Origin of the sequence: Pseudomonas maioricensis, from assembly GCF_022790535.1 — a bacterium.
In the GTDB taxonomy this organism is placed as follows: Bacteria; Pseudomonadota; Gammaproteobacteria; order Pseudomonadales; family Pseudomonadaceae; genus Aquipseudomonas; species Aquipseudomonas maioricensis.
On sequence record NZ_LOHG01000012.1, the window covers coordinates 36,532 to 61,498 of the forward strand.

A 24,967-nucleotide genomic window follows, 5' to 3' on the forward strand; every position below is an offset into this window, starting at 1 on the left:
CAAAGTTGATTTATTAGTGTCAACACATGGAACTACTGCCACAGCAGTCTATTCAAACCACACAACCAACACCGCGCCTTTTCAAGGCACGTAAACATCAGCACCACTTGCGATCAGGTAAAAATAACCGCCTAATAAAAACTGTGACTCTACTGTTGCAATAGCTCCGTGAGAAGGGGTACTCCCCCCCACAATCTCCGCTGTAATATTTTCAGGCGCCGCCAGTGGATTTCTAAAGAAAACTTCTTTATACCAGCTCTCTAAAGGAATCGAGATCCGAGCGTTAATGGCCCCGCCTTTCAATACATTAGGGATTGGCTTTATGTCTTTAACCTTTGTAAGAGGAGACAGCGAAGCAAACGGCCTGACTCCAAAATTGACGACACCCAATTTATAGTAGTAACCCACCTTGAATACGCCGCGCCACATCACCACCCCACCACATTCAACTTCAAGCGTGACGGATCCAGTAAGCGCCACAGGGTCGAAAGTGACTGGAAATATTACCCCCCCAGCAAGAGACAGCTGAGGCTCACCCAACCTGGCTACACTCATCGCCAACTCCGCAGCACCTTTGGCACGCACGATGAACGGAATACCCTCCAAGGGCACGTCATTATCTTCTTCAAAGGCCTTGATAGTTAACGTATAAGACTCGTACCGCGACAGTAAACCAGCCGCCTGCTCGGGCAGCAGGTATCCAGTGACCGCCCCTTCAAACCGGCAATTAACAGCTTGGACACTGACCGAGTCCTCAACGGCGGTGCCGGCGACGATAGCGCTAACCACATGATTGCCCACTGCGAATTTGGAGGAAAAGATCGCCATACCTCTTGCATTGGTATAAGAGTCGGGCTTTCGCTCTCTATCTACATACCAATTAACACCCCGCTTCACTGCTGGCTCCGCACCTACTTTCAATTCGCTGGTAAATACCAATGGCGCTGTACCCACAAGGTACGTCTCGTCGGACACCGTGAGCGCCAGTGTCGTGACGGGGTACACCGGAGTGCTTTCACTCTGTTTATCAGTTTTAACATCGATAGAGCTTACAGTGACAATCACATTACCAACCGTTGCTGGCGTAAGAAGTGCGAAGGCCACCCCATCCTCATCCGTTTTGCTGGTGGAAACTTCAAATTCACCGTTATCGGTAGCCCACCCAACGAGCGTCTCCGGCTCAATAGGGCTGCCATCTATTCTTACAACTCGACACTCGACCCTGACTTCATAGCCAACCGTTACTGCATCGGCGAAGCGAATATATTGAAAGTAGGGATCGTCAGTGAACTCTACGCCGACGAATTGACAGGCGTTGCCATTCTCACACACAGCGACGACTGCAACTTCCGGCCCCTCGCTTGGAGAAAGGCTTCTCAGCTCTGCCTCGACCTTGCCATTACTGTCACCCAAGGTGATATGACGCCGGAACTCGCCAAGGGTTGTTCCCCACGTCACCGGGTAATCGATCCCCCAATTGCCATAATCATCTTGCAGCTCATTCCTGAAGAAGATGGGTTCAAGCCTGTTAGCCAAAGCGGAGTCGGGCTCTCGTTCGCCGGGCCGGCTAACAAAATTCATGGTGACCTTGTCATAACCAATCGTTACAGCAGGCGCCTTTTGGGTTTCACCCAGGCCAAAATGCACTTGCACAGTCGCAATACCCATCGCGTTGCCCGCGTCCAGCGTCACGGTCGCTATGCCTTGCTCATCGGAGTTACCGCCACCGCTCAACTGACCCAGGCTTGTCTCCCAATCTAGGGTTATATCCGCCAGTGGCTCATCCGTTAGCGAGCGTAAGGTAAGAGTAAAAACAGCTTGCCCATCCGGTTTATTGGCAACCAGATAATCCCTGGACACAGTAATGGTATGCGCCCGGCTCTGACCTACTTCGCTTTCCGGCACTTGGGACATCAAGTTATTGATGGTGCTGAGTGCCTGCTCGGCAGCGTCTCGATATTCCGCTACCCGACTGATCGGTTGCAACATGGCCAAGGCCAGCAATGACTTGGCGTCCAGGCTCGCCTGATGGCCCATGAGCGCCAGGCGACTGATTACGTTTATGCTCGACACAGTGCGACTTACACCGCTATCGCTGTCCAGATACATCGCAACCGCCAATACCTCGCGAATACCCCAGCGCAAGTAAGCACCCAGCCGCTGTGCCGCGCTTTCGCGAATAAGTCGTTTATCCCCTGGACTTTCCCCGGTATGGGTATTTACCAGCCGGATATAGTCCAGCAAAGTGTCTTCACTCTGCTCACTGCGCTGAACAACCGTGGCGTATTGGGTCAGGGTATAAACAGCTTGAAATGACAGGCTGGTATCGGGCAGGCCAAACCAGTCTGGTTGCCCCAAAAACTGTCGAATCAGTGCCGAACTCATGTGCAGATGGCGGGTGATTGTCGCTCGCTGCGACAGCTGTACTAACAGCCACAATATGTCATCGCCTATAGCCACCTTGATGGTGTTACCCCCGCCACCTATCCGGCATACCTCCTTCAATAGCTCATAACGATTGCCCTGCGCCCAGGCTAAAAGTGCATCGGCCTGGTCGGCAGAAACGTTCAAATACCCCGCAAGACCCTCCATCAATAAAGCGCCTTGCTCTGCCCGCGCGCGCATCACCCGGTTGATTATCTTGTCAGCCAAAGCGTCATCATTCGGCTTCAAGTCCGACACGACTTCTTTGACTCTCGATATCAGGTAGTTTTCAAAGCTAGGCTCATTGTCACCCAGATGCCTGATCAGTCCCCTGGTCCCATCAACGGTGTCAATGAAGGCCTCGAGCTTTTCAAACCAGTCAATCGCCTGCAGCACCTGACGCTCCTGCCCATCACCATCGAGCACCGACAAGACCTCAGAAACGGGCGCGCCGATTTCTGCAAAGCTGCTGTCCGTGATCAAAGCTGCCTGCAGCCGCTGGTTGATTTGATCAAGCAAACCAAGCTCCGCCTCCGACGCAACGATGTCGGTAAACCTCGCACCCAATAGCGGGTACAGCTGCGCGACCTGCCAGCCGGTTTCCTGCATCCAGGCCACGCAATCCACCCAGGCATGGAGGACGCTCAACGTGTCGGTTTCAGTGCTCGCCGCATGGGTTTCTATGCGCACCCGCCCCGCCACTTTCGACGTTAACTGGCTCGCGCGGCTGTCAAGAATCTCGATCAGCGCGAGGGCCTCAATGGTGGTCACCCCCATATAGCGCGGCAGTTTTGTCAGTCTATAAAACGTCGACACCACCTCCACCGACCACAGCAACGGGTGATCCTCTGGATCGCCGCGGGACTGGACAACGATGCGCGCCAGATAACGAAAGCTTTCATAGGTCATGCCCAGCGAGGCGCACAGATGATCCACTTTCTGCCGCTGGGCCTCAGTGGCAGGCGCCACCACCATGGGTGTGTTATGGAGTTTCAGCGGTTCGGAAAACAGCGCCTGGCTGTTGAAGACCCGGTCGAAATGCGACGCTTCCTTGCCGCGCCCATAAACACCGATGCCCTGAATCAGCGCCGCAAAATCCTCGGCGGGCAGTTTGTACTTGCGCCGCAATGTCTGAAACAGACCGATAGCACGCAGAGTGTTCGCAGTGATGACCGGGAACACCGCTGCTGACTGCACTTCCGCCCGCATGCAGGCAACGATGATCTGATCCACTTCATCAAACGGCAGGTCCAGCCAGCGCGCCAGCCTTATCATGCGGTTCATACGGTCGAAACGGTCTGGGCTGGCATTGACAATATGATGGCGCGGCCCTTCGACCAGTACGCCATCAACGCTTTCACCCGGCAGGGTTTCTATCGCCATGGCCGGTGCCTTGCCCGCATTGATGTACACCGAACCGGCCTGGCTGCCATCCACTGTGGCGGCTTCGGCAGCGGCGGTCACGTTGACCGAGCGGCTGGGGGCAAAAGCCCCAACCGACAGCAAGGCTTCAAGCTCTTCGGTGTTCAGCCCGGTACGCAGGCAGAAGGTCTGGGTGTCTTGCAGATCAATGAGTCCCCCCACACCGAAGTTATCTTCGAAAAAAGTGCTGAACTGATGTTCATCCTCTGTCGCCTCTACCAGCAAGCGAGTGCGGGGCTCAATGCGCCATTTACCGGCGACAAGCGAGCGCGTCCGGGTTGCAGCGTCCGGGAAGTACGGCGCCTCCAGCAGCAGCGACTGCTGCGCCGGCCCGAAACCGGTGTCCTGAATCAGCGCAACATCGGACAGTACCGAATGTGCTCCCGGCTCTTTGAAGTACGGGTAAGCCGGGTCAGCCAGACGAATCACGTCGCCCAGTGAATGGCCTTTACGCTCCAGCACATAGTTGATCTGGCTGGTGTAGCGCTCGAACGGCAATGCATTGGGGTAGCGAGCCTCAAGCAGCGCATCGTCAACGGTCGTGTCTTTAAGGTTATGGTCATTCAGGTGTTTGCGGATCGATGAATCCAGAATCTCGTTGACCAGCACGATAGTTGGCTCGATTCGGTTCAGGGCGGTGTGATCCAGCACCAGATTTTTGAGGTCGGGTCGACGAGCATCAAGGGTGATGACATCCGCTGGCTTACCGGTAGCTTCCAGTTCCTGGCTATAGCGATACAGGTCAGCCAGGTAAGCCACGGGGGAGGTGGTCGCCTCAATGGCGTCAGGTGGGCACTGATTCGCCCAGTCCGGGTTGAACATGTCGGTATAGGTCGGGCCCTCGACCAGCCCTTTGACCCCCGTCGGCGGACGGTTGGCATGGCGCACAGATGCTGTCAGCCGTTGCTCGCGAAATTGCCGGGCAATCACTACCGACATCGCTCGAGCACGTTGGACCAGTTCACGGGCTTCAGTGATGTGCAGACCGGGGTTGTTGTTCAGCAGCCCGACCACATCGCTGCGCGCCACGCTCAACACCGTAGGGTATTGCTCGGACAGGGTTAAAGGGGCGTTACGGTGCTGACCGGTACTGCTTAGCAACACATCCATTGCCGACAGTGGTTTGACGGCTTTGCCTTTCTTGCTTGCCATGGCGGAAAACTCATCCTGAGAATGTTCCTCTCTGAGCCACAGCAAAAGACCCGACATACTTCAGCTAAGCAAATGCTGAACAGCCTGACAGCCGCAAATGACCGACGGCGCCCAGATCCCCTGCATCGCCCGCTCCCACCTCAACCGTCATCGCTGACAAGAGCCGGACCTAGAGGCTTCCAGGACGCTTTTACCTGCCTTGGCACTCTGAGCTTTGACTGATAAACGGTACACCATCATGTTTTGCGGAAAATTCCCCCATCCACGTTAGTCTCCCGCCCCCCTAATGGATTAAAGTATCGCCCCCAGCTTCGGTGTCACATGACGCCGCTGATTACCTGCCAGGAACAGTCACCGATGGAACATCGTGAAGCGCTGATTGCGCTGCGAACCTTTCTTTCCACGCAGATTCTCGGCCAGGAAAAACTGATCGAACGTCTCCTGATCGCCCTGCTCGCCGACGGCCACATGCTGGTCGAAGGTGCCCCAGGTCTGGCCAAGACCAAAGCGATCAAAGAACTGGCAGAAGGCATCGAAGCACAATTCCATCGCATTCAATTCACCCCCGACCTGCTACCCGCCGACATCACCGGCACCGAGATTTATCGTCCGGAAACCGGCAGCTTCGTCTTCCAGCAAGGGCCGATCTTCCACAACCTGGTGCTGGCGGACGAAATCAACCGCGCACCGGCCAAGGTCCAGTCGGCACTGCTCGAAGCCATGGCCGAGCGCCAGGTCAGCGTCGGTCGCAGTACCTACGACCTGTCGCCACTGTTTCTGGTCATGGCCACCCAGAACCCTATCGAGCAGGAAGGCACCTACCCGCTGCCTGAAGCCCAGCTCGACCGTTTCCTGATGCACGTCAAAATCGGCTTCCCTGACGCCTCGGTAGAACGCAAGATTCTTGCTCAGGCCCGTGGTGAAGCGCTGAACGGCGAAACCAAGCCGGAGCGGCGGGTCAGCCAGCAGGCGATTTTCGCCGCGCGTAAGGAAATCCTCGGCCTGTACATGGCTGATGCGGTGGAGGAATACCTGGTGCAGTTGGTTATGGCGACTCGCACCCCGGCCAAGTTCGATGCGGAAATGGCTGAATGGATTTCCTACGGTGCCAGCCCTCGCGGTTCCATTGCGCTTGATCGCTGCGCCCGTGCTCATGCGTGGCTCGCCGGGCGTGATTTTGTGAGCCCGGAAGACATTCAGGCAGTGCTGTTCGACGTGCTGCGCCACCGGATCATCCTGTCGTTCGAAGCTGAAGCCGCGGGGATTGATCAGGATCGGGTGATCCAGCGCATTCTTGATGTCGTGGCTGTTGCGTGAAGCCATGCAACCCTACCTGATCCCCCAGCCGGGTATTCGCGTCAGCCTCACCGAGCTGATCGAGATGCGTCATCGCGTCCGCGAAGTCCAGTTGTTCTCCACCCCGAGCCAGCGCAGCCCGTTGATTGGCCTGCACCATTCCAAGCTGCGCGGCCGGGGTGTGGATTTTGATCAGGTGCGGGTCTATCAGGCGGGCGACGACGTGCGCAGCATCGACTGGCGTGTGACGGCCCGTACTCAGGAGCCGCACACCAAGCTGTTTCACGAAGAACGCGAACGACCGATTTTCATTCTGGTCGAGCAAAGCCGTCGCCTGTTCTTCGGCTCCGGGCTGATGTTCAAGTCCGTGCTCGCCGCCCAGGCTGCGGCGCTGATCGGCTGGGCCGCGTTGATCCACAACGATCGGGTTGGCGGGCTGGTGTTCGGCGACAACGAGCATTACGAGATCAAGCCGCGCCGCAGCAAGCAGAGCCTGCTGCAGTTGCTCAACCGGATGGTCAGGGTCAATCAGTCGCTGCACACCGAAATTGCTGCCGACCGCGACGCACTCGGCATCGCTTTGCGGCGAGCACGCGAGGTGCTGCGGCCGGGCAGTCTGGTGATTGTCCTGTGTGATGAACGCGCACTGACCGATGCCGCGGAACAACAACTAAGCCTGTTGTCGCGGCATTGCGACCTGCTGTTGTTGCCGTTGTCCGACCCGCTGGATCATGCCCTTCCCGCCTCCGGCCTGCTGCGCTTTGCAGAACGCGGCGCGCAGCTGGAAATGGACACCCTGAACCCCGAACTGCGCCAGGCCTATCGGGCCCAGGGCGAGGCGCGTAAAGACCGTTGGGAAATGCTCGCGAAGAAACTGCGTGTGCTGTTGATGCCGCTGAGCACCCAGCAGGAAATGGTCGAACAACTCCGTGAATACCTGAACGCTCAGCGCCCGGTGAAACGCAAATGAACCCGCTGGACCAACTGCAACCGCTGATTGCCCCGCAAGCCGTGGGCTTCTGGCCGCTGGCTCCGGGCTGGTGGCTACTGTTGCTGCTGGTTCCGCTGGCCGGTTGGGGGTTGTGGCGAGTGCGGCATGTGCTGCCAGTGAAAACCCGGGTTCGCCGTGCCGAACTGCCGCTGGACCCTGTGCGCGTTGCAGCCCTCGCCGAACTCGCCAACATGCCCAAGCCTTATGACGGCGCTCCGGCCGGTGCCTGGTTGCAGCAAATCAATGGTTTGCTGAAAAGACTGTGCCGCAACCACTATCCGTACAGCCAGAGCCATACGCTGAATGGCCGCAAATGGCTGGCGTTTCTCGACAACCGCTGCCCGGCCGCCGGCTTGACGCGCTGGATGGTGCTGGTTGAAGGCGTGTACAAGCCCGAATGCAAACTCGACGACAAGGCCATCAATGGTCTGACGCAATCCGTTGAAACCTGGATTCGCAAACATGTTTGAGTTCGCCTGGCCGTGGGTATTCGCCCTGCTGCCCTTGCCGTGGCTGATGCGGCTGCTGTTGCCCGGTGCCGACAGCGGCGAAGCGGCACTCAAAGTCAGCTTTCTCGGTGATCTGGAGGAATTGGTCGGGCGGCGCGCCAAAGTCGCCCTGCCCGGCTGGCGCCAGCAACTACCGTTTATCCTGATCTGGTTACTGCTGCTGGTCGCGGCTGCCCGCCCGCAATGGCTGGGCGAGCCGCGGCCATTGCCGTCCAGCGGTCGGGACCTTCTGGTCGCCGTGGATGTTTCCGGCTCCATGGATTACCCGGACATGGAATGGAAAAGCGACGAAGTCAGCCGGCTGGTTCTGGTGCAGCATTTGCTGGGTGACTTTCTGCAAGGCCGCAAGGGTGATCGAGTCGGCCTGATCCTGTTTGGCAGCCAGGCATTTGTTCAAGCCCCGCTGACCTTCGACCGCCACACGGTACGCGTCTGGCTGGATGAAGCACGCATTGGCATCGCCGGGAAAAATACCGCTATCGGCGATGCCATTGGCCTGGCCTTGAAACGCTTGCGCCTTCGCCCGGCGCAGAGCCGCGTGCTGGTACTGGTCACCGACGGCGCCAACAATGGCGGGCAGATTGATCCGGTCACCGCCGCGCGTCTGGCGGCCGAACAACAGGTGAAGATTTACACGATTGGCATCGGCTCTGACCCAAACAAAGAAGGCTCGCTGGGCATGCTTGGGCTCAACCCCAGCCTGGACCTGGATGAGCCGACCCTCAAGGAAATCGCCCAGTTGACCGGCGGGCGGTATTTCCGTGCGAGGGACGGCGACCAGTTGGAAAAAATTCGTCAGACCCTCGACGCGCTTGAGCCGGTTGCGCAACAACAGACTCAGGCACGCCCTGCTCAGGCGCTTTATCACTGGCCACTGGCGATGGCGATGCTGCTGAGCGTGCTGCTGGTTGTGCACGAACGCTGGCCGAACAACCCGGTGCACCGCGTGCTCAACCGCCAACGCTTTGTTCGTGATGGTCAGCATTGGCGTCAGCGGGTCGGGCAACAAGTCAAACGTCTGGGGCGCCGCCGATGATTGCGCTGTGGCCGCACTGGTTCCGCCCTTGGTGGTTGTTGCTCCTGCCGTTACTGGGCTGGCTGCTTTGGCAACTCTGGAATCGACAGAAACGTGCCGGGCGCTGGCAAATGATTCTGCCCCCTGCGTTCCATTCCGTCCTGCTCAGCGGCGGCCGCGGTCGCGACAGTAAAAAACCGTGGATCGTGCTCGGCATTGCCTGGCTGCTGGGCTTGCTGGCGCTGCTCGGCCCTGGCTGGCAGCGGGTCGAACAGTTGAGCCAGAAGCCTGTTGATCCGCTGGTGGTGATGCTGGAACTGACCCCGGAAATGCTCGCCACCGATGCCCCGCCGACGCGACTGGAACAAGCCCGTCGTAAACTGATGGACCTGTTGCAGGCCCGCAGCGATTCGCAAACGGCGATCATCGTCTACTCCGGTAGCGCCCATACGCTGGTGCCGCTGTCCGATGATCAGATCACTATTCGCAATCTGCTGGATGCGGTCAAACCGTCGATCATGCCGCAGGCCGGGCACCGCGCCGATCTGGCCGTCCACAAGGCGCTGGCCCTGCTCAAGCAAGGCGCGCTGGGACGTGGCCGTTTGTTGATCATCGGCTCATCGCTGAGCGAACAGGAACGCCAGGGTATTCGTCAGGCGCTGGTCGGCCAGTCACCGCCGCTGCTGATTCTCGGGGTTGGCACCGCTGAAGGCGCACCGGTTGAGCAGGAAAAAGGCGGCCTGCTCAAAGACGCCCAGGGCGCAATTCTGCTGCCACGTCTGGACAGTGCCAGCCTCACGGACTTTGCCGGGCAGGTCGGCGGTCAGTACCGGCAGTTGCGCATGGACGATCACGATCTACGCGAACTGGGCTTGCTGGACAGCCCGAAACAAGTACAAAACGATGGGCAACTGATTCAACTCGACAGCTGGACCGACCAGGGCTACTGGTTCCTGCTGCCGCTGTTGCTGCTGGCGGCTTGCGCCGGACGTCGCGGCTGGCTGCTGTGCCTGCCGCTATTAATGGCGCTGCCGCAGAACAGCTATGCCTTCGAGTTCGCCGATCTGTGGTTGCGCCCCGATCAGCAGGGTCAGCAACTGCTTGAGCAGCAGCGTCCCGCCGAAGCCGCTCAGCACTTTGAAAATTCCCAGTGGAAAGGCATCGCGCTGTACCAGGCCGGAGATTACGCCAGCGCCGCCCAGCGTTTTGCCGAGGGCAATAGCGCCGCCGACCATTACAATCGCGGGAATGCGCTGGCCCGCAATGGCGAACTTGAAGCCGCGCTGGACGCTTATGAGCAGGCACTGGAGCGCCAGCCTGACTTGCAGGCAGCCCTGCAGAACAAGGCATTGGTAGAAGAGGCGCTGGAGAAGAGTAAAGCGGCGGAACCTCAAGAGTCCGATCAGGCTCAAAGCCGCGACGACAACAGTGACGGCGAAAACCCGCAGAATCAGGCTGCGCCCCATCAGCGTACCGAAAGTCAGCAATCGGCCGAATCCGCCGAAGCCAGCACTGCCGACGGTGAGCCCTCGCCCGGTGAGTCGACAGTTCAACCCAAAGCTAACCAGCAGTCCGGTTCGCCGATGGATGACGAAGAAACCACCCGGCCACCGATCCGGCCGGCTGACGGCAATATAAATGGCGAACGGCGCCAGGCGCTTGAGCAATGGTTGCGGCAGATCCCGGATGATCCCGGCGAGCTGTTGCGACGTAAATTCTGGTATGAACAGCAACAGCGTCAGGAAAACACTCAATGAGTCGCGCCTACTCCCTATTGTTCGGCTTGCTGCTCAGCCTTGTTGCGCTGCCGGGCCAGGCTGCGGAACTGGTAGCCAGTGTCGACCGCACGCGGCTCAACTCCGGGGAAACGGTGGAGCTGACCCTGGAAACCAGCGACGTCACTCAATTTGGCAAGCCGGACCTGAGCGCTCTGGAAAACAGCTTCGACGTGGGCGGTACGCGGCAGATCAACCGCCTCAACACACTCGATGGCGGTAATCAGGCCACCACGCGCTGGATCATCACCCTGCTGCCAAAACAGACAGGGTCGGTGGAAATTCCTTCGCTGCAGCTGGGCGCGCTGAAGAGCCAGCCGATCAGCCTGCAGGTCATACAAAGCGACAACCCGGATCATGCCAGCCAACAGGCGCCCGTATTCGTCGAGGCGACGCTGGATAAAGACACCGTTTACGTCCAGGCCCAGGCCGTATTGACCCTGCGGGTTTACCATTCGGTATCGCTGTTCGACGACAGTACCCTGAGCCCGCTGGAAATCCCCGAAGCACGGGTCGAGAAACTCGGCGAATCGCGAACCTACGAAAAGCTCATCAACGGTATCCGCCACGGCGTGATCGAAATGCGCTACGCGATTTATCCGCAACAAAGCGGCACGCTGGTGATACCGCCGCAGCACTTCAGCGCAACGCTGGTTCAGCCTAATAGCGACGGGCCTTCGAGCAATGAACCGGGCACGCCGTTCGGGCCACAGCCAGGCAAAGTGATGCGTGTCAGTTCGGCGCAATTGCCACTGACGGTCAAGGCCAAGCCTGCCAACTACCCGGCCGATGCGCCCTGGCTGCCCGCACGCAGCATTAACCTGAGCGAAAGCTGGAGCCCTGAGCCCGGCCGCAGTCAGGTAGGCGACTCACTGACCCGGACCATTACCCTCAAGGTCGAAGGCTTGTCCAGTGCACAGTTACCGCCATTGCCAGCGACAGAAGTCAGCGCCTTGCGACGTTATCCCGACCAGCCCAAGCTGGCCAACCTGACCAGCGAGCGTGGCCTGATTGGCACGCGTGAAGAACGTGAAGCGCTGGTGCCCACTCGTCCAGGTGCGATTGATTTACCAAGTGTTGACGTGGTCTGGTGGAACACCTTTGAAGACCATCTTGAACACTCGACCCTGCCCGCACGTACCTTGCAGGTCAGCATCAACCCGAGCCTGGCGGTGGACACACCGGTCAGCAGCGATCTTAACGGTGTCACGGTCATAGGCCCGCCGGTATGGCCATGGCAGATGAGCACGCTGTTTTTTGCCGTCACCACGCTGATTGGTTTTGTCCTCTGGTGGCGCGCTCGTGGCCAGCCAGCCGTCACCCGCGCCGTGCAAACAGGACCAAGCCCGCGCACGGTGCTGGATGATCTCAAGCGCGCCAGCCTGGCGAATGACCCGCAAGCCACCCGTCAGGCACTGGACGCCTGGGCGCGTCAGCAACCGGAAACCCTGGCCGACATGGCTGCCCGCTTTGTGCCGCTGTCCGACGCACTGGATGGTCTCAATGGCGCGCTGTACAGCGAAACAGGCCAGCTCTGGCTGGGCGAACAACTATGGCGAGCAGTACGCACCCTGCCCGCTGCCGAACACATTCAGGACCCAACGGGCGAGCAGAGTCTGCCGCCGTTGTATCCAAAATAGAATCACGCCGCTAACCCTGTAGGAGCTGCCGAAGGCTGCGAAGGCATCTTCGTACTCGCCGCAATGAATCGGTAAACCGATATCGCAGCCTTCGGCAGCTCCTACAGGGTCAATAGCGCCGAATAAACAAGGTAAAAACATGCGACTGTTCCACACCTCCGACTGGCACCTCGGCCAGAACCTTCATGGCCAGGAGCGGGACTTCGAACACGCCAGCTTTCTGACCTGGCTACTGGCGCGGCTCGCCGAGCGGCAGCCTGATGTGCTGCTGATTGCCGGTGACATCTTCGACACCGTCAACCCGCCGGTTAAATCCCAGGAGCGGCTGTACGACTTCATCGTCAGCGCCCACGAGCAACAACCGCTGCTGACCATCGTGATGATTGCCGGTAACCATGACTCCGGTTCGCGTATCGAACTGCCCGCGCCGTTGATGCGGCGTTTGCGCACCCACGCATTGGGTCGGGTGCTATGGCTCGACGACGGCACTCTGGATGTCGAACGCCTGTTACTGCCACTGCCCGACGCCACAGGTGAAATCGGCGCGTGGTGCCTGGCCCTGCCTTTCCTGCGCCCTGCTGAAGTCACCGGCGCAACTCTGGGCGACGACTACTTGCGCGGCATTGGCCGCGTGCATGAACTGCTGATCGAAGCGGCCAATCTGAAGCGCCAACCGGGACAGGCGCTGATCGCCATCAGCCACGCACACATGGCCGGTGGTTCGGTCTCGGAAGACTCCGAGCGCAGCCTGATCATTGGTAACGCCGAAGCGCTGCCTGCAAGCCTGTTCGGGCCGAGTATCACCTACGTTGCCCTAGGCCACTTGCACAAGCCGCAGCGAGTCAACGGCGAAGAACGCATTCGTTACTGCGGCTCGCCGATCCCCTTGTCATTTTCGGAAATCGGCTACCAGCATCAGATTCTCGAAATCGATTGCGACGGCGATCAACTGCGCAGCGTCGAAACACTGCTGATTCCCCGCGCCGTCAACCTGCAACGGATCGGCCCGGCACCGCTGGCCGAGCTGCTGCTGCAACTCAAAGACCTGCCCGACATCGACCTGCTGGCCGACATTGATCGCCAGCCCTGGCTGGAAGTGCGCGTGCGACTGGATGAACCCCAGCCGGACCTGCGTAACCAGATAGAAGGCGCACTGGAAGGCAAAGCCGTGCGGTTGGTGCGGATCGGCGCCGAATATGCCGGTAAAGGCAGCGGTGACGGTGATGACAGTGACGAAGGCCTGATCGAACTGGATCAGCTCAGCCCACAAGAGCTGTTCAGCCGCGCATGGCTGGATAACTATGGCAGCGAGGTCGACGAACAAACCCTGAGTGACTTCGCCACGCTGTTGCAGGAAGTCCAGCTGGAGAGCGAACAACCATGAAAATCCTCGCCATCCGCCTGAAAAACCTCGCCTCCCTGGCCGGGCCCTTTGAACTGGATTTCACCGCAGAGCCGCTGGCCAGCGCCGGTCTGTTCGCCATCACCGGCCCCACCGGCGCAGGCAAAAGCACCTTGCTTGATGCATTGTGTCTGGCACTGTTCGGGGCGATTCCGCGCCTGAGCAATATCGGCCAGTCGCGGGTGCCGGAAATCGACGGCGACATCAGCACCAACGACCCACGCACCTTACTGCGGCGTGGCACGGGCAGTGGTTATGCCGAGGTGGACTTCGTCGGTATCGACAAACGTCGATATCGCGCCCGCTGGGAAACCAACCGCGCGCGGGACAACGCCGCGAAAAAACTCCAGGCCAGCCGTCAGACCCTGACCGATCTGGACAGCGAGCAGATCCTCAGCACGCAAAACAAAACCGAATACAAAACCATGCTCGAAGCCCGTCTGGGTCTCAATTTCGAGCAGTTCACCCGGGCGGTCATGCTCGCCCAAAGTGAATTCAGCGCTTTCCTCAAAGCCGACGACAAAGAGCGCAGCGAACTGCTGGAAAAGCTCACCGATACGGCAATCTACAGCCAACTGGGTCGCCGTGCTTTCAGCAAGAGCAAGGAAGCAGAAAAGGTCCACGAAGACCTCAAGTTGCTGGCCACCGGCATCGCGCCCATGCAGCCGGAGCAACGCGCAGAACTGGAACAACACTTTAGCGAAGCGCAGCAGCAGCTCAAGACACAGCAAGCGCAACAGCGTCAGTTGGAGCTTAAACAGCAGTGGCTGACCGAACTATTGCGCTTGCGTGACGAACACCTGAGCGCCAATGAACAACTGGCGAGCGCCCAGCAGGACTGGGAAAGCCAGGCCAGCCAGCGTCAGTTGCTGGGACAACTGGAACGCCTCGCACCACAACGCCACCTGTTCGCCCAGCGTAACCGGCTGGATGCCCAACTGAGCCCGCTGAGTGCGCAAATCAGCGAGCACGTCCAGCGTCAGAATGACCTGCAAGCACGGCAAAACGGGCTTGAAGAAAAACTGCTGGCTGCCACTGCCACCCTCGAACAGGCCGAGCAACAGAAGAAAACCGCCGCACCGATCATTGGCCAGGCGTTCGAACAGCAAGGCAACCTCACCCACCTGAACAAGGAAGTGCAGGACGCCGCGCTTCATGCCGAGGCAGCAGAACGGACAAAAGCCAACAGCCAGGCCGCATTGAATCAACTGCTTGATCAACAACGCCTGCTCGACGAACGCTTGCAGGCCATCGCCGGGCAGCTGGAAAAGAGTGCCGTACTTGCACCGTTGAGCCAGGCATGGACTGCCTACCGGCCGCGCTTGCAGGAAGCGGTCAAACTCAGCGCCCGCTTGAACAAGGGGCGTGAAGAACTGCCCGAGCTGGAGAAAAAGTCGACTCGCGCCGAGCAGGAATTGACCGACCGACGTAACGCCTTGCAAACGCTGTACAACGAAGCACAGGTAAAGGCCGAGGCAGTCAATGCAGAGATTCAGCGCCTCGGGCAACTGCTCCAGGACAATCGTCAGCAACACAGCGGCATCGATTCACTAGAGCGCATCTGGCAACGGCATCAGGACATCGAAAAGCGCCTGCAAGATGTCGAGGTGCAGCAACAGCAAGCCAATGAGCAGCGCAACAAAAGCATCGCCCACGGCCTGCAATTGAAAACCGAACACGACGCGGCCGAGCAGGCACTGAAAGTGACCGTCGAGCTGTTGCAACGCCAGCGCCTGGCCCGCAGCGCCAGCGTCGAAGAGCTGCGCGGCCAGTTGGTTGATCAACAACCCTGCCCGGTCTGCGGCAGCGAAGATCATCCTTATCACCAGTCGGATGCTTTGCTGCAAACGTTGTCCGGCCATGATGACAGCGAAGAAAACAGCGCCCGTCTAAAGGTCAGCCAGCTAAGCGAAAAGCTCGCCGAACTGCGTGCCGAAGTCACGGAACTCAACACTCGTCTTAAACAGGCCCGGCCACAGCTGGAACAACTGACAGAGCAGTTGCAAAAACTGGCCCCCGAGCTTGAGGCTCATCCGCTCTACCCGCGCCTGCTGGAACAACCCGAGTCGCAACGCGGCGACTGGCTCAGCGAACGACTGCATGCACTGACTGAAGAAATAGCCGCTAGCGAGCAACGCCAGCGCCTACTGCTCAAAGTGCAGCAGGACGCCGAGCAATTGCAGCAGCACGTGCAAATCGCCCGCGACGCCAGCCAGAACGCGATGAAAATGCTCGACGACCAGCAGCGCAACATTGCCCTGGACAATCAGGCCTTCGAAGCAGCACTTCAAGAGTTTGAACCTCTATTGCCTGCCGAAAGCCTGCCGCGCTGGCGTGAAGCAGCCACCGACAGCTTCATGCAACTCGATAACGACATTGCACAACGCCTGGAACAACTGGATCGCCAGCAGGAAGAACAACAGGAACACAGCGAGCGAGCACGCAAAATCGAGCGCGAGCAAGACAGCCAGCACAATCTGGAACAGGAACGACTGAAACAGCAGCAGCGTCTGGCAGACCTGCAAGCCCAGCAACTGGCCAGCCAGCAATGTCTGGCGGAAATGCTCGGCCATTACACCAGTGCCGAACAATGGCAACAGCAGCTTGAGACGCTGCTGGAACAGGCTCGCCGGGCTCAAGCCAACGCCAGTGATGAGCTGCAACAGGCACGCAGCGAACTGATCAAACTGGCCACAGGGCTTGAAAGCGAACAGTCCCGCCTGAAGGATTTGCAGCAGGAGCTGGCCGAGCTGAATCAGCACATCACGCAATGGCGCAGCACCCACGCCGAGCTGGACGATGCCGCTCTGGAGGTGTTGCTCACCTACAACGATGAGGGCATCACTCAACTGCGTCAGCAACTGCAACAGAGCGAAAAGGCTCTGGAGCAGAGTCGCATTTTGCTGCAGGAACGCGACAAGCAGTTGCAACTGCATCAGGCCCATCACAGCGATGTGACCGATGCCGAGCAATTGGCCGCCGCGTTGCTGGAGGCGCAAAAACTCTGCACCGATCAGGAACAGCAATGCGCTGACTTGCGCGCTCAACTCAGCGAAGACGAGCGCCGTAACAACGCAAGCCGCGACCTGCAGGAACAGATCGCCAAGGCCCACAGCGAGTACCTGCGCTGGGCTCGCCTGGCAGCGTTGATCGGCTCGGCTGAAGGCGATCGATTCCGCAAGATCGCTCAGGCTTACAACCTCGACTTGCTGGTCCATCATGCCAACGCCCAGCTAAAACAACTGGTGCGACGTTATCGTCTCAAGCGCGGCGGCAGCATGCTCGGGTTGCTGGTGATGGACACGGAAATGGGCGACGAACTGCGCTCGGTGCATTCGCTGTCTGGTGGCGAGACCTTTCTCGTTTCGCTGGCGCTGGCCCTCGGACTGGCATCCATGGCATCAAGCACCTTGAAAATCGAATCATTGTTTATCGACGAAGGCTTCGGCAGCCTCGACCCGGAATCCCTGCAACTGGCCATGGATGCGCTGGATGGTTTGCAGGCCCAGGGGCGCAAGGTCGGCGTGATATCCCACGTACAGGAAATGCACGAGCGCATTCCCGTGCAAATTCAGGTGCGGCGTCAGGGCAATGGCCTGAGTACCGTAGAGGTCAGCCACTGATGAGCGCAGTGCTTTACTCATTCCGCCGCTGCCCATACGCCATGCGCGCTCGCATGGCTTTGCGGTATGCGGGCTGCCTGGTGCAAATCCACGAAGTCAGCCTCAAGGCAAAACCGCCCGAGATGCTCGAACGCTCGCCTAAAGGCACGGTGCCTGTGCTGATAGTGGACGATCAGGTATTGGAGCAAAGCCTGGATATCATGCATTGGGCGTTGGCCTGCAATGATCCGCATAACTGGCTATTGATCGACAACGGTGATGGTCGTCGGGATATTCAAACGCTCATCGAAGAAAACGATCAGGTGTTCAAACAGCATCTGGATCGCTACAAATACTTCGTGCGCCACCCAGAGCATCCGCAGGAACACTACCGGCAACTGGGTGAGGAGTTTTTGCAGAAACTGGAAAATCGCCTGCAGCACCGGGACTTTCTGGTAACGGATCAAGTGAGCCTGGCGGACATCGCGCTCGCGCCATTCATACGGCAATTCAGCGCAGTGGATCCGGATTGGTTTGCGACAAGTGCGTATCCGAAGTTACGTGGCTGGCTGGATCGGTTCATTCAGTCAGCATTGTTTAAAGCAGTGATAGCCAAGTGACCACAGTTCTTGTTGGAGCCAGGCTTGCCCGCGAACGGGTACCCGGATTCAACAGAAACACCGCGTCAGCGTTCTTCGCGGGCAAGCCTCGCTCCAACAAGCCTAAACCGATACAACCACCTCAACCCTGTCCGGCCGGGTGCCTGCCTGCACTTTCTGCGCTCTGGACAACTCGATAGCCTGAGCGATTTCATACCGGCATTCGATATTACGCGCGACCCCGCCCACCGAGTTCTGGCCAATGCCCAACAATGAACTGCCATTGATCATGACTGCCAGCCCCGCCGTCACCCACATCTTGCCGCCACTCACGATGCACGCTCCTGAGTATTCAAAGCCGCGCGGTCAACTACGGTTTGAGTTGAGGGAGAAGTCAGTTGCGGGTTCATGCTGGTAACAGTGACTACTGCAATAAAAACCACATAAAGCGAAATGGCGATATAAGCGCCTTGTTTGATTGAATGAAGAATGGCAGTGGCCATGGGTGTAACTCCGTCAGTTGCAGTGTTGTGTTTCCTGGCCGACAGGATCGCGAAAAAGCGGAGTATTGAAAAACGATGGTTAGAGATAGCGAATATCAGCTGGGTTGATTATTGAATCGGTTTATCAATTCAATAGATAACCTTCTGTAGGAGTGAGCTTGCTCGCGATAGCATTAGTGGGCCAGGTGTATCTTCAACTGATAAATCGAATCGCGAGCAAGCTCACTCCTACAGGTCCCGTATTTGCTGTGCGACAACGTAGCATCAGGGACACCGAGGCAGGTCCTAAAAGATCGTGGCAAAAAAAAGCCCGCATCCTATGAGAGACGCGGGCCAAGAGGGACTCATCCGGCGCTTTCGCGAGCAGGCTCACTGGCAGAATTTGCATGGCTCTGATACGCGATGATCAGAAGGTCGCAAAAACCTGGGTAAGCGAACATGCTCGCGAAAGCGGCGTTTAATCAAACAGGATTGTTTCTTTAAGAATCCATTCCCGGGTATCGATGTTCTATTCGTTAACCGGGAATGGATTCAATCGCTTATTCATTGTTGAGTCTTGTGATCCAGTGCTGCGTAGAAATTAGCACTCTGCTGCAAGTATTTAGGGGTGTAAGTCTGAGTGGCGTGATTCTTTTTGTCGCTGACATCAACACTGGCCTGTGCAGGCAATGCAACAGTGGCGGAGATGGCAGACGCGGCAATGATGGAGAAGATATTGAAGTTCATGGCGTTAACCCTCGGAGTCTGTTTACTGCGTTTCAAGTCTTGACCGTCTTGGCCGTGACTCAAACTTACCCCCGAGGGCGGCTCAGCCGAAATGTTTTGTAGCACTAGCTCATATCACTTGAATTGATAGAACCTCAACCCCGCGTAAATAGCGGGGTTGAGGCTCCGGGACAATCACTTGCCCGTCAGGAAACGGAAGTCCGACGGTGAATCAAAGTCGAGCTTTTGCACCGTGTCGCCGAGCAAACCGGTTTTCGGATCGACTTTCACCGTCACAATCTGATTGCTCTTCTGATTGGCGATCAGCATGAACTGACCGCTTGGGTCGAAACTGAACTCACGAGGCTCCAGGCCTTCAACCGAGCGACGCTGCACTTCGCTGAGCTGCCCTTTCGCGTCGATGGCAAATACCAGCAACTGGTTGGCTTCACCGCGATTGGCCACGTAGAGGTACTTGCCGTTTGGCGAGGTGTGGAGGCCACCGGCACCGACTTTCTGCTGCTGGTCCTTGTTCTTCAGATCCACCAGTTGGGTCTGCTTGAACTCACCGTCGTGGTAATCGAACACCGCGACCTGCGCGACCATCTCAAGGGTTAACCAGGCGTGTTTGCCATCCTGACTGAACAACAGATGACGCGGGCCACTGCCTGCCGACAATTGCACGGTTGGCGTTTTCGCCGGCTGCAAAGGCTTGGCGCGCTTGCCGTCGTAGCTGAACACCAGCATCTTGTCGGCGCCCAGATCACTGGTCACCACATACTTGCCGTCCGGCGTCGGGATGGCCGAGTGCACATGGGAAGACGCCTGACGCTCCGGATTGACCTTACTTGCACCGTGATTATTGCTGACCTGAACAACGTCGGACAGCTTGCCGTCCTGGCCAACCGGAATGACTGCCAGCGCACCACCCGGATCGGGTTGCACGGCATAGTTGGAAACGAAAAGAAAACGCTGGTCCGGGCTGAGGCTCGAATGCGTCGGCTCGTCACCCTGGCTCTTCACCTGATTGATCGGCGTGACCTGGTGGGTCTTGGCATCAATGGCAAAGCTGCTCACTTTGCCGACCACATCTTTGCCGTCAGGGCCGTTTTCGTTGACGACGAACAGGTGGCGCTGATCTTTCGACAGCGTCAGCCAGGACGGATTGTCAGTCTTGATCACTTGCAACGGTTTGGCATCCAGCTGGCCAGTCTGGCTGTTGAACCGGTATCGATAGATACCTTCGCTGGCGGCCTGGGTATAAGAACCAATCAGTACATCGTATTCAGTCATGCTTTGCGCCTGTATCGGGAAAGCGCTCATTGCGCCGGCCAGTGCCAGCCAAGGCAGAAATGTACGAGTCATGGGCAGAGCCTTCTTTTTTCAGGTTGTTATTGGGCGCCATCGACGCGCGAACAACCTCTAAGACACTGCTTTGCCCTGATTGGTTTTATGCGGATCAATCCTCTTGCACGTCTTCATCGTCTTCTTTGGTCGGCGTGAACGCTTCGAGGCACTTCATGCGGTAATCATGGGTGCCATCGCTGATCAGCCAGCACTGCTGAGCTTCATCGAATGTCGCGGCGTTGACCTGCTCCATGGTGAACCGCCAGGTCTTGCGCTCGCGCCCGTCCATGCACTCGAGGGTGAGGAAATCGCCCAGAAAGAAATCCCAGGCATGCAGCCCGTCAATTTCTAGCATCGTAGCGTCTTTCAGGGCTGCACTCATCGTCGTCGGGGTGGTGGTCATGGCAGTCTTCGTCTGTGTAAAAGCGCGAATGATAGGCCAAAACCACCTGCAAGTTTAAGCAGTAGCTTCAACGGCAGCCGACGAGGGTTTGTCGTGGGTGGTCTCGCGCACGTAATACCGGTTCGGAATCCCCCAGATAATCAACGCAGCGGCCAGGACGCAAACCGCGCACAGCACGTAGAGCGCAGGCGTCGCCGCACCAGTCAGGTCCTTGACCCGGCCGACCATGAACGGCGCGATGATCCCGCCCAACTGGCCGATGGAGTTGATCAGCGCGATACCCGCTGCTGCCGCCAGACCACTGAGGAAACGCGGCGGAATGGTCCAGAAAATCGGCATCCAGGCAATGATGCCCGTCATGATCATGGTCATGCCGACCATCAACGGCAGCAATTGCCCTGGAAGCAACGCGCAGACCAGATAGCCCGCCGCCGTCAGTAATGCGCAAGCTGCCATGTGCCAACGGCGTTCACCGTGTCGATCAGAGCTGGCACCGATCAGCAGGTTGCCAACCACTGCGCCCACATAGGGAATCACCGTTAGCCAGCCAATGGTCATAGTGTCGGCAACGCCTGCGCTTTTGATCAGTTGCGGCATCCAGAACAGCAGGCCCGTCAGTGCCATGACCAGACACAGGTAAATCACCGACATCACGTAGGTGGTCGGGTGTTTCCAGATGTCCTTGAAGCTTTGCGGCGTCTCGGGCTGGACTTCCCGGGCCATGCGCGCCAGAACGACTTTTTTCTCGGCGTCGTTCAGCCATTTGGCATCTTCAATGCGGTCGCAGACAAACCAGAACACTACGATGCCGAGCAATACCGACGGCAGGCCTTCCAGCAGGAACAGCCAGCGCCAGCCCGGCATGCCCAGCACACCGTCGAAGTGGTTGAGGATCAGCCCGGCAATCGGCCCGCCGACGATACCGCACAGGCAGATGGAACTCTTGAAGTAGGAATTGACCCGCGCGCGGCGGTTACTCGGGTACCACTGGGTGAAGAAGTACAGCACGCCAGGCACAAAGCCCGCCTCCATCACACCAATCAGAAAACGCAGGGTGTAAAACCAGAACTCGGTCTGCACGAACATCATGCACGCGGAAGTGATGCCCCACGTAACCATGATCCGCGCAATCCATACCCGGGCGCCGATCTTGTGCAGGAGCATGTTGCTGGGGACTTCGAAAAGAAAGTAACCGACGAAAAACAGACTGGCACCAAGGCCATAGACTGTTTCGCTGAAACCCAGATCGCTCTGCATCTGCAGTTTGGCAAAGCTGATGTTGACGCGATCCAGATAGGCAAACAGGAAGCAGACAATGAACAGCGGGATGATCCGCCAGTTCACCTTGCGGTAGATCTTGTCCTCGAAAGCGTCCGCATCGAACGATTCGACTGGCGCAGTGTGGGTGGTCATGTACGCACCTCCTTGTTGTTATTGGTGGGTGTCGAACTGAAATGCGATTTGATCCTGCCAAGCAAACCCTGTGGGAGCGAGGCTTGGTCTGGGCGGTATTCCGACGATAAACGATAACGCGGTGTATCTTCTAGACTCGTCTCATGTATCGCGAGCAAGCTCAGCTCCCACAGGGTTAAATCGCATTCCTATGGATGATCATCACAACTGCCCAATCCCGCCCGGCAAAAACGCGGCTTCGGTCTTCTCGATCCCGTTCACCAGTGGTTTGCCAAACTCCGCCTGGCTGATCTGAAACTGATCCCCCGGCTGGGTGCGCACGCCATCGGCAAAGGACAGGGTCGCGGTGCCGAAGAAATGCACATGCACGTCTCCCGGACGCAGGAACAGGCTGTATTTGAAGTGATGGTATTCAAGGTTTTCCAGGCTGTGACACATGTTGGCTTCACCACTGAGGAATTCCTTCTCCCAGAGCACTTCACCGTCACGCAGCACCCGACTGGTCCCGGCCAGGTTCTGCGGCAGCTCGCCAATGCGCAGCTCGGGGCCAAAGGAACAGGCGCGCAACTTCGAGTGGGCTAGATAGAGGTAATTACGACGTTCCATGACATGGTCGGAGTATTCATTGCCGATGGCGAAACCCAGCCGATACGGCTTACCGTCATTGCCGATCACATACAAACCGCTAAGCTCGGGTTCTTCGCCGCCGTCTTCGGCGAACGGCGGCAGTGAAAAAGCTTTGCCGGGGCGCACGACGATGCTGCCATCGCCTTTGTAAAACCATTCCGGCTGTACACCCGCCTGCCCGGCTGCTGGTTTGCCCCCCTCCACGCCCCATTTGAAGATGCGCATGGTGTCAGTCATCGAAGCTTCATCGCCCGCCTGCTGGTGCATCTTGTCCCGTGCCGAGGCGCTGCCCAAGTGGGTCAGACCGGTACCGCTGACCAGCACGTGCGAAGGATCGGGATGGTCCAGCGGCGGCAGGATGCGCAGGTCCTGCAAGAGTTGCGCGTAATCATGGCTGTCGCCAAGGCCCTGTTTGTCGACTTGCTGCGCCAGACCGATCCCGGCGTCGATAGCGGATAACGCCAGATCACGCACACTCTGCGCGCCCTGCACTTCACGGATCAGATCACCGTCGACCAGACCGACGCGGCGCTGGCCATTGCTGAGTTCGAATTGCACCAGGTTCATGGGTTTCTCCTTTTCAGATCGTTCACTTACCTGTAGGAGCTGCCGAAGGCTGCGATATCGGTCTCATGATCGAACGCCTTCGCAGCCTTCGGCAGCTCCTACAGGGTCAAGTTATTCACACATGACGGCTGCGGGCACTGGCGGCGAAATCGCTGGCGGGCAGCACATGCTTGCGCTCCAGCAAGTGGTAAACCACGCCGGTCAACACCAGCCCGAAAACCATCACACCGGACAGGAAGTACAGACCCGAAGCCAGATTGCCGGTGTATTCCTTGAGCGCGCCGATCACGAACGGACCGATGTAGCCACCCAGATTGCCCACCGAGTTGATCAGGGCTATCCCCGCCGCAGCACTGGCACCCGCAAAGAAGCGGCCCGGCAAGGTCCAGAACACCGCGGTGCAGGAGAACAACGCAAACGCCACCAGGCACAACGCCGCCAGTTGCGCGACAGGCAAGGTCAGCCAGGCACTGAGGAACAGCCCCATCGCACCCAGCACATAAAGGACGGCAAGGTGCCCGTACCGGTCGTTAAGACGGTCGGAACTGCGCGGGATGATCAGCAAGCCGATGATGCCGAAGATATAAGGCACCGAGGACACAAAGCCGGTGACCAGATCAGTACCGCCAAACTGTTTGATCAGCGTCGGCAGCCACAGGCCCAGACCATAAATGCTCAGCGTCACAGGTAGGTAGAACAGCGCCAGCAGCAGGACGCGTTTGTCCTTCAGGGCGTGCAACGGATTGCCGTGACGCGTCTGACCGTACTCCTCCAGATCCTTTTTCAACTCGCCGGTGAGCCAGTCCTTCTCGGTCTGGTCCATCCATTTGACTTGTTGCGGGCCGTCCGGCAACCAGCGCAGAACCGGCCACGTCAGCAGGATGGCCGGGGTGCCGATGACGATAAACAGCCATTGCCAGCCATGCAGACCGAGCACGCCGTCCATGCCGAGCAAACCACCGGACACAGGACCGGTGATCATCATCGCAATCGGTTGGGAGAGGATAAACAGCCCGAGAATCTTGCCGCGATGGCGAACCGGGAACCACTGCGTGATGTAGTACAGCACGCCCGGAAAGAAGCCCGCCTCCGCCGCACCCAGCAGAAAGCGCATCACATAGAAGCTGTGCGGCCCCTGCACGAAGGCCATGCCGATGGTGATCGCGCCCCACGTGATCATGATCCGCGCGAACCAGCGACGGGCACCGAAGCGTTCAAGCATCAGGTTGCTGGGGATTTCGAACAGGAAGTAGCCGATGAAAAACAGCCCGGCACCCAGCCCGTAGGCCGCATCGCCGATACCGATGTCCGCGCCCATGTGCAACTTGGCGAAGCCCACGGCGGAGCGGTCCACATAAGCGATCAGGTAAAGCAGGATCAGGAAGGGAATCAGTTTCAGGGTGATGCGGCGAATAAGCCTGAGTTCCTGGCTCATGTGTGCGATCTCCAATTGTTCTTGTTATGAAGTGGAGATCGCCTCTGGCCTGAAGCATTTGCATGCTGCCGCCACGGTCGTCCCTCACTGAAAATCGACTATATAGTAATACTATTTAGCGAACAACTCTTCCAATGAGC

General features: G+C 58.2%; 18 protein-coding genes. 9 read left to right on the forward strand and 9 right to left on the reverse strand.

The genetic code is table 11. The annotated features are described in order from the left end of the window. Nucleotides 1–81 precede the first annotated feature (81 nt). A complete protein-coding gene (locus AUC61_RS18600) occupies nt 82–5,055 on the reverse strand; it encodes a Tc toxin subunit A (protein ID WP_243247651.1) in 4,974 nt (1,657 codons plus the stop codon). Nucleotides 5,056–5,355: 300 nt separating this feature from the next. Here AUC61_RS18600 and AUC61_RS18605 point away from each other — a divergent pair, with 300 nt between their 5' ends. The 9 genes from AUC61_RS18605 (at nt 5,356) to AUC61_RS18645 (ending at nt 17,848) form a co-directional block, all read left to right on the forward strand. After that, complete coding sequence (locus AUC61_RS18605; protein WP_027900522.1) at nt 5,356–6,315, forward strand: AAA family ATPase; 960 nt, start codon at nt 5,356–5,358, stop codon at nt 6,313–6,315. Nucleotides 6,316–6,319: 4 nt separating this feature from the next. Further along, a complete protein-coding gene (locus AUC61_RS18610; RefSeq protein ID WP_243247754.1) occupies nt 6,320–7,264 on the forward strand; it encodes a DUF58 domain-containing protein in 945 nt (314 codons plus the stop codon). Further along, a complete protein-coding gene (locus AUC61_RS18615) occupies nt 7,261–7,755 on the forward strand; it encodes a DUF4381 domain-containing protein (RefSeq protein WP_243247652.1) in 495 nt (164 codons plus the stop codon). Before AUC61_RS18610 ends, AUC61_RS18615 begins: the two co-directional genes overlap by 4 nt. Next, nucleotides 7,748–8,830, forward strand: a complete 1,083-nt coding sequence (locus AUC61_RS18620) for a vWA domain-containing protein (RefSeq protein WP_243247653.1) — start codon at nt 7,748–7,750, stop codon at nt 8,828–8,830. The genes AUC61_RS18615 and AUC61_RS18620 overlap by 8 nt, the downstream gene beginning before the upstream one ends. Next, the gene (locus AUC61_RS18625) at nt 8,827–10,566 is read left to right on the forward strand and encodes a VWA domain-containing protein (protein ID WP_243247654.1); all 1,740 of its coding nucleotides are present in this window, start codon (nt 8,827–8,829) and stop codon (nt 10,564–10,566) included. Before AUC61_RS18620 ends, AUC61_RS18625 begins: the two co-directional genes overlap by 4 nt. Next, nucleotides 10,563–12,224: a BatD family protein gene (locus AUC61_RS18630; protein WP_243247655.1), complete on the forward strand. Its 1,662-nt coding sequence runs from the start codon at nt 10,563–10,565 to the stop codon at nt 12,222–12,224. Before AUC61_RS18625 ends, AUC61_RS18630 begins: the two co-directional genes overlap by 4 nt. Nucleotides 12,225–12,363: 139 nt before the next feature. Then, nucleotides 12,364–13,608, forward strand: coding sequence for an exonuclease SbcCD subunit D C-terminal domain-containing protein (locus AUC61_RS18635; protein WP_243247656.1), 1,245 nt, complete (start codon nt 12,364–12,366; stop codon nt 13,606–13,608). Then, on the forward strand, nt 13,605–17,249 hold the full coding sequence (locus tag AUC61_RS18640; protein WP_243247657.1) for an AAA family ATPase: 3,645 nt from the start codon (nt 13,605–13,607) through the stop codon (nt 17,247–17,249). The genes AUC61_RS18635 and AUC61_RS18640 overlap by 4 nt, the downstream gene beginning before the upstream one ends. Further along, complete coding sequence (locus AUC61_RS18645) at nt 17,246–17,848, forward strand: glutathione S-transferase (protein ID WP_243247755.1); 603 nt, start codon at nt 17,246–17,248, stop codon at nt 17,846–17,848. The genes AUC61_RS18640 and AUC61_RS18645 overlap by 4 nt, the downstream gene beginning before the upstream one ends. A 102-nt stretch (nt 17,849–17,950) precedes the next feature. Here AUC61_RS18645 and AUC61_RS18650 read toward each other — a convergent pair whose 3' ends face one another. From AUC61_RS18650 to AUC61_RS18685, 8 genes are all read right to left on the reverse strand, one after another. Then, nucleotides 17,951–18,160 (reverse strand): hypothetical protein, encoded by a 210-nt coding sequence (locus AUC61_RS18650; RefSeq protein ID WP_243247658.1) that lies wholly within the window; start codon nt 18,158–18,160, stop codon nt 17,951–17,953. After that, entirely contained in the window at nt 18,157–18,330 is a 174-nt protein-coding gene (locus tag AUC61_RS18655) for a hypothetical protein (protein WP_162874461.1), read from the reverse strand. The genes AUC61_RS18650 and AUC61_RS18655 overlap by 4 nt, the downstream gene beginning before the upstream one ends. A 543-nt stretch (nt 18,331–18,873) precedes the next feature. Beyond that, complete coding sequence (locus AUC61_RS18660; protein WP_122664873.1) at nt 18,874–19,056, reverse strand: hypothetical protein; 183 nt, start codon at nt 19,054–19,056, stop codon at nt 18,874–18,876. A gap of 174 nt (nt 19,057–19,230) precedes the next feature. Next, entirely contained in the window at nt 19,231–20,400 is a 1,170-nt protein-coding gene (locus AUC61_RS18665; RefSeq protein ID WP_243247659.1) for a lactonase family protein, read from the reverse strand. Nucleotides 20,401–20,494: 94 nt separating this feature from the next. Beyond that, a complete protein-coding gene (locus AUC61_RS18670) occupies nt 20,495–20,785 on the reverse strand; it encodes a DUF5629 family protein (protein WP_243247660.1) in 291 nt (96 codons plus the stop codon). Nucleotides 20,786–20,839: 54 nt separating this feature from the next. Further along, the gene (locus AUC61_RS18675; protein WP_243247661.1) at nt 20,840–22,198 is read right to left on the reverse strand and encodes an MFS transporter; all 1,359 of its coding nucleotides are present in this window, start codon (nt 22,196–22,198) and stop codon (nt 20,840–20,842) included. Nucleotides 22,199–22,399: 201 nt separating this feature from the next. After that, entirely contained in the window at nt 22,400–23,392 is a 993-nt protein-coding gene (gene araD1, locus AUC61_RS18680) for an AraD1 family protein (protein ID WP_243247662.1), read from the reverse strand. A gap of 115 nt (nt 23,393–23,507) precedes the next feature. Then, nucleotides 23,508–24,827: an MFS transporter gene (locus tag AUC61_RS18685; RefSeq protein ID WP_243247663.1), complete on the reverse strand. Its 1,320-nt coding sequence runs from the start codon at nt 24,825–24,827 to the stop codon at nt 23,508–23,510. Between the last annotated feature and the right edge of the window lie 140 nt (nt 24,828–24,967).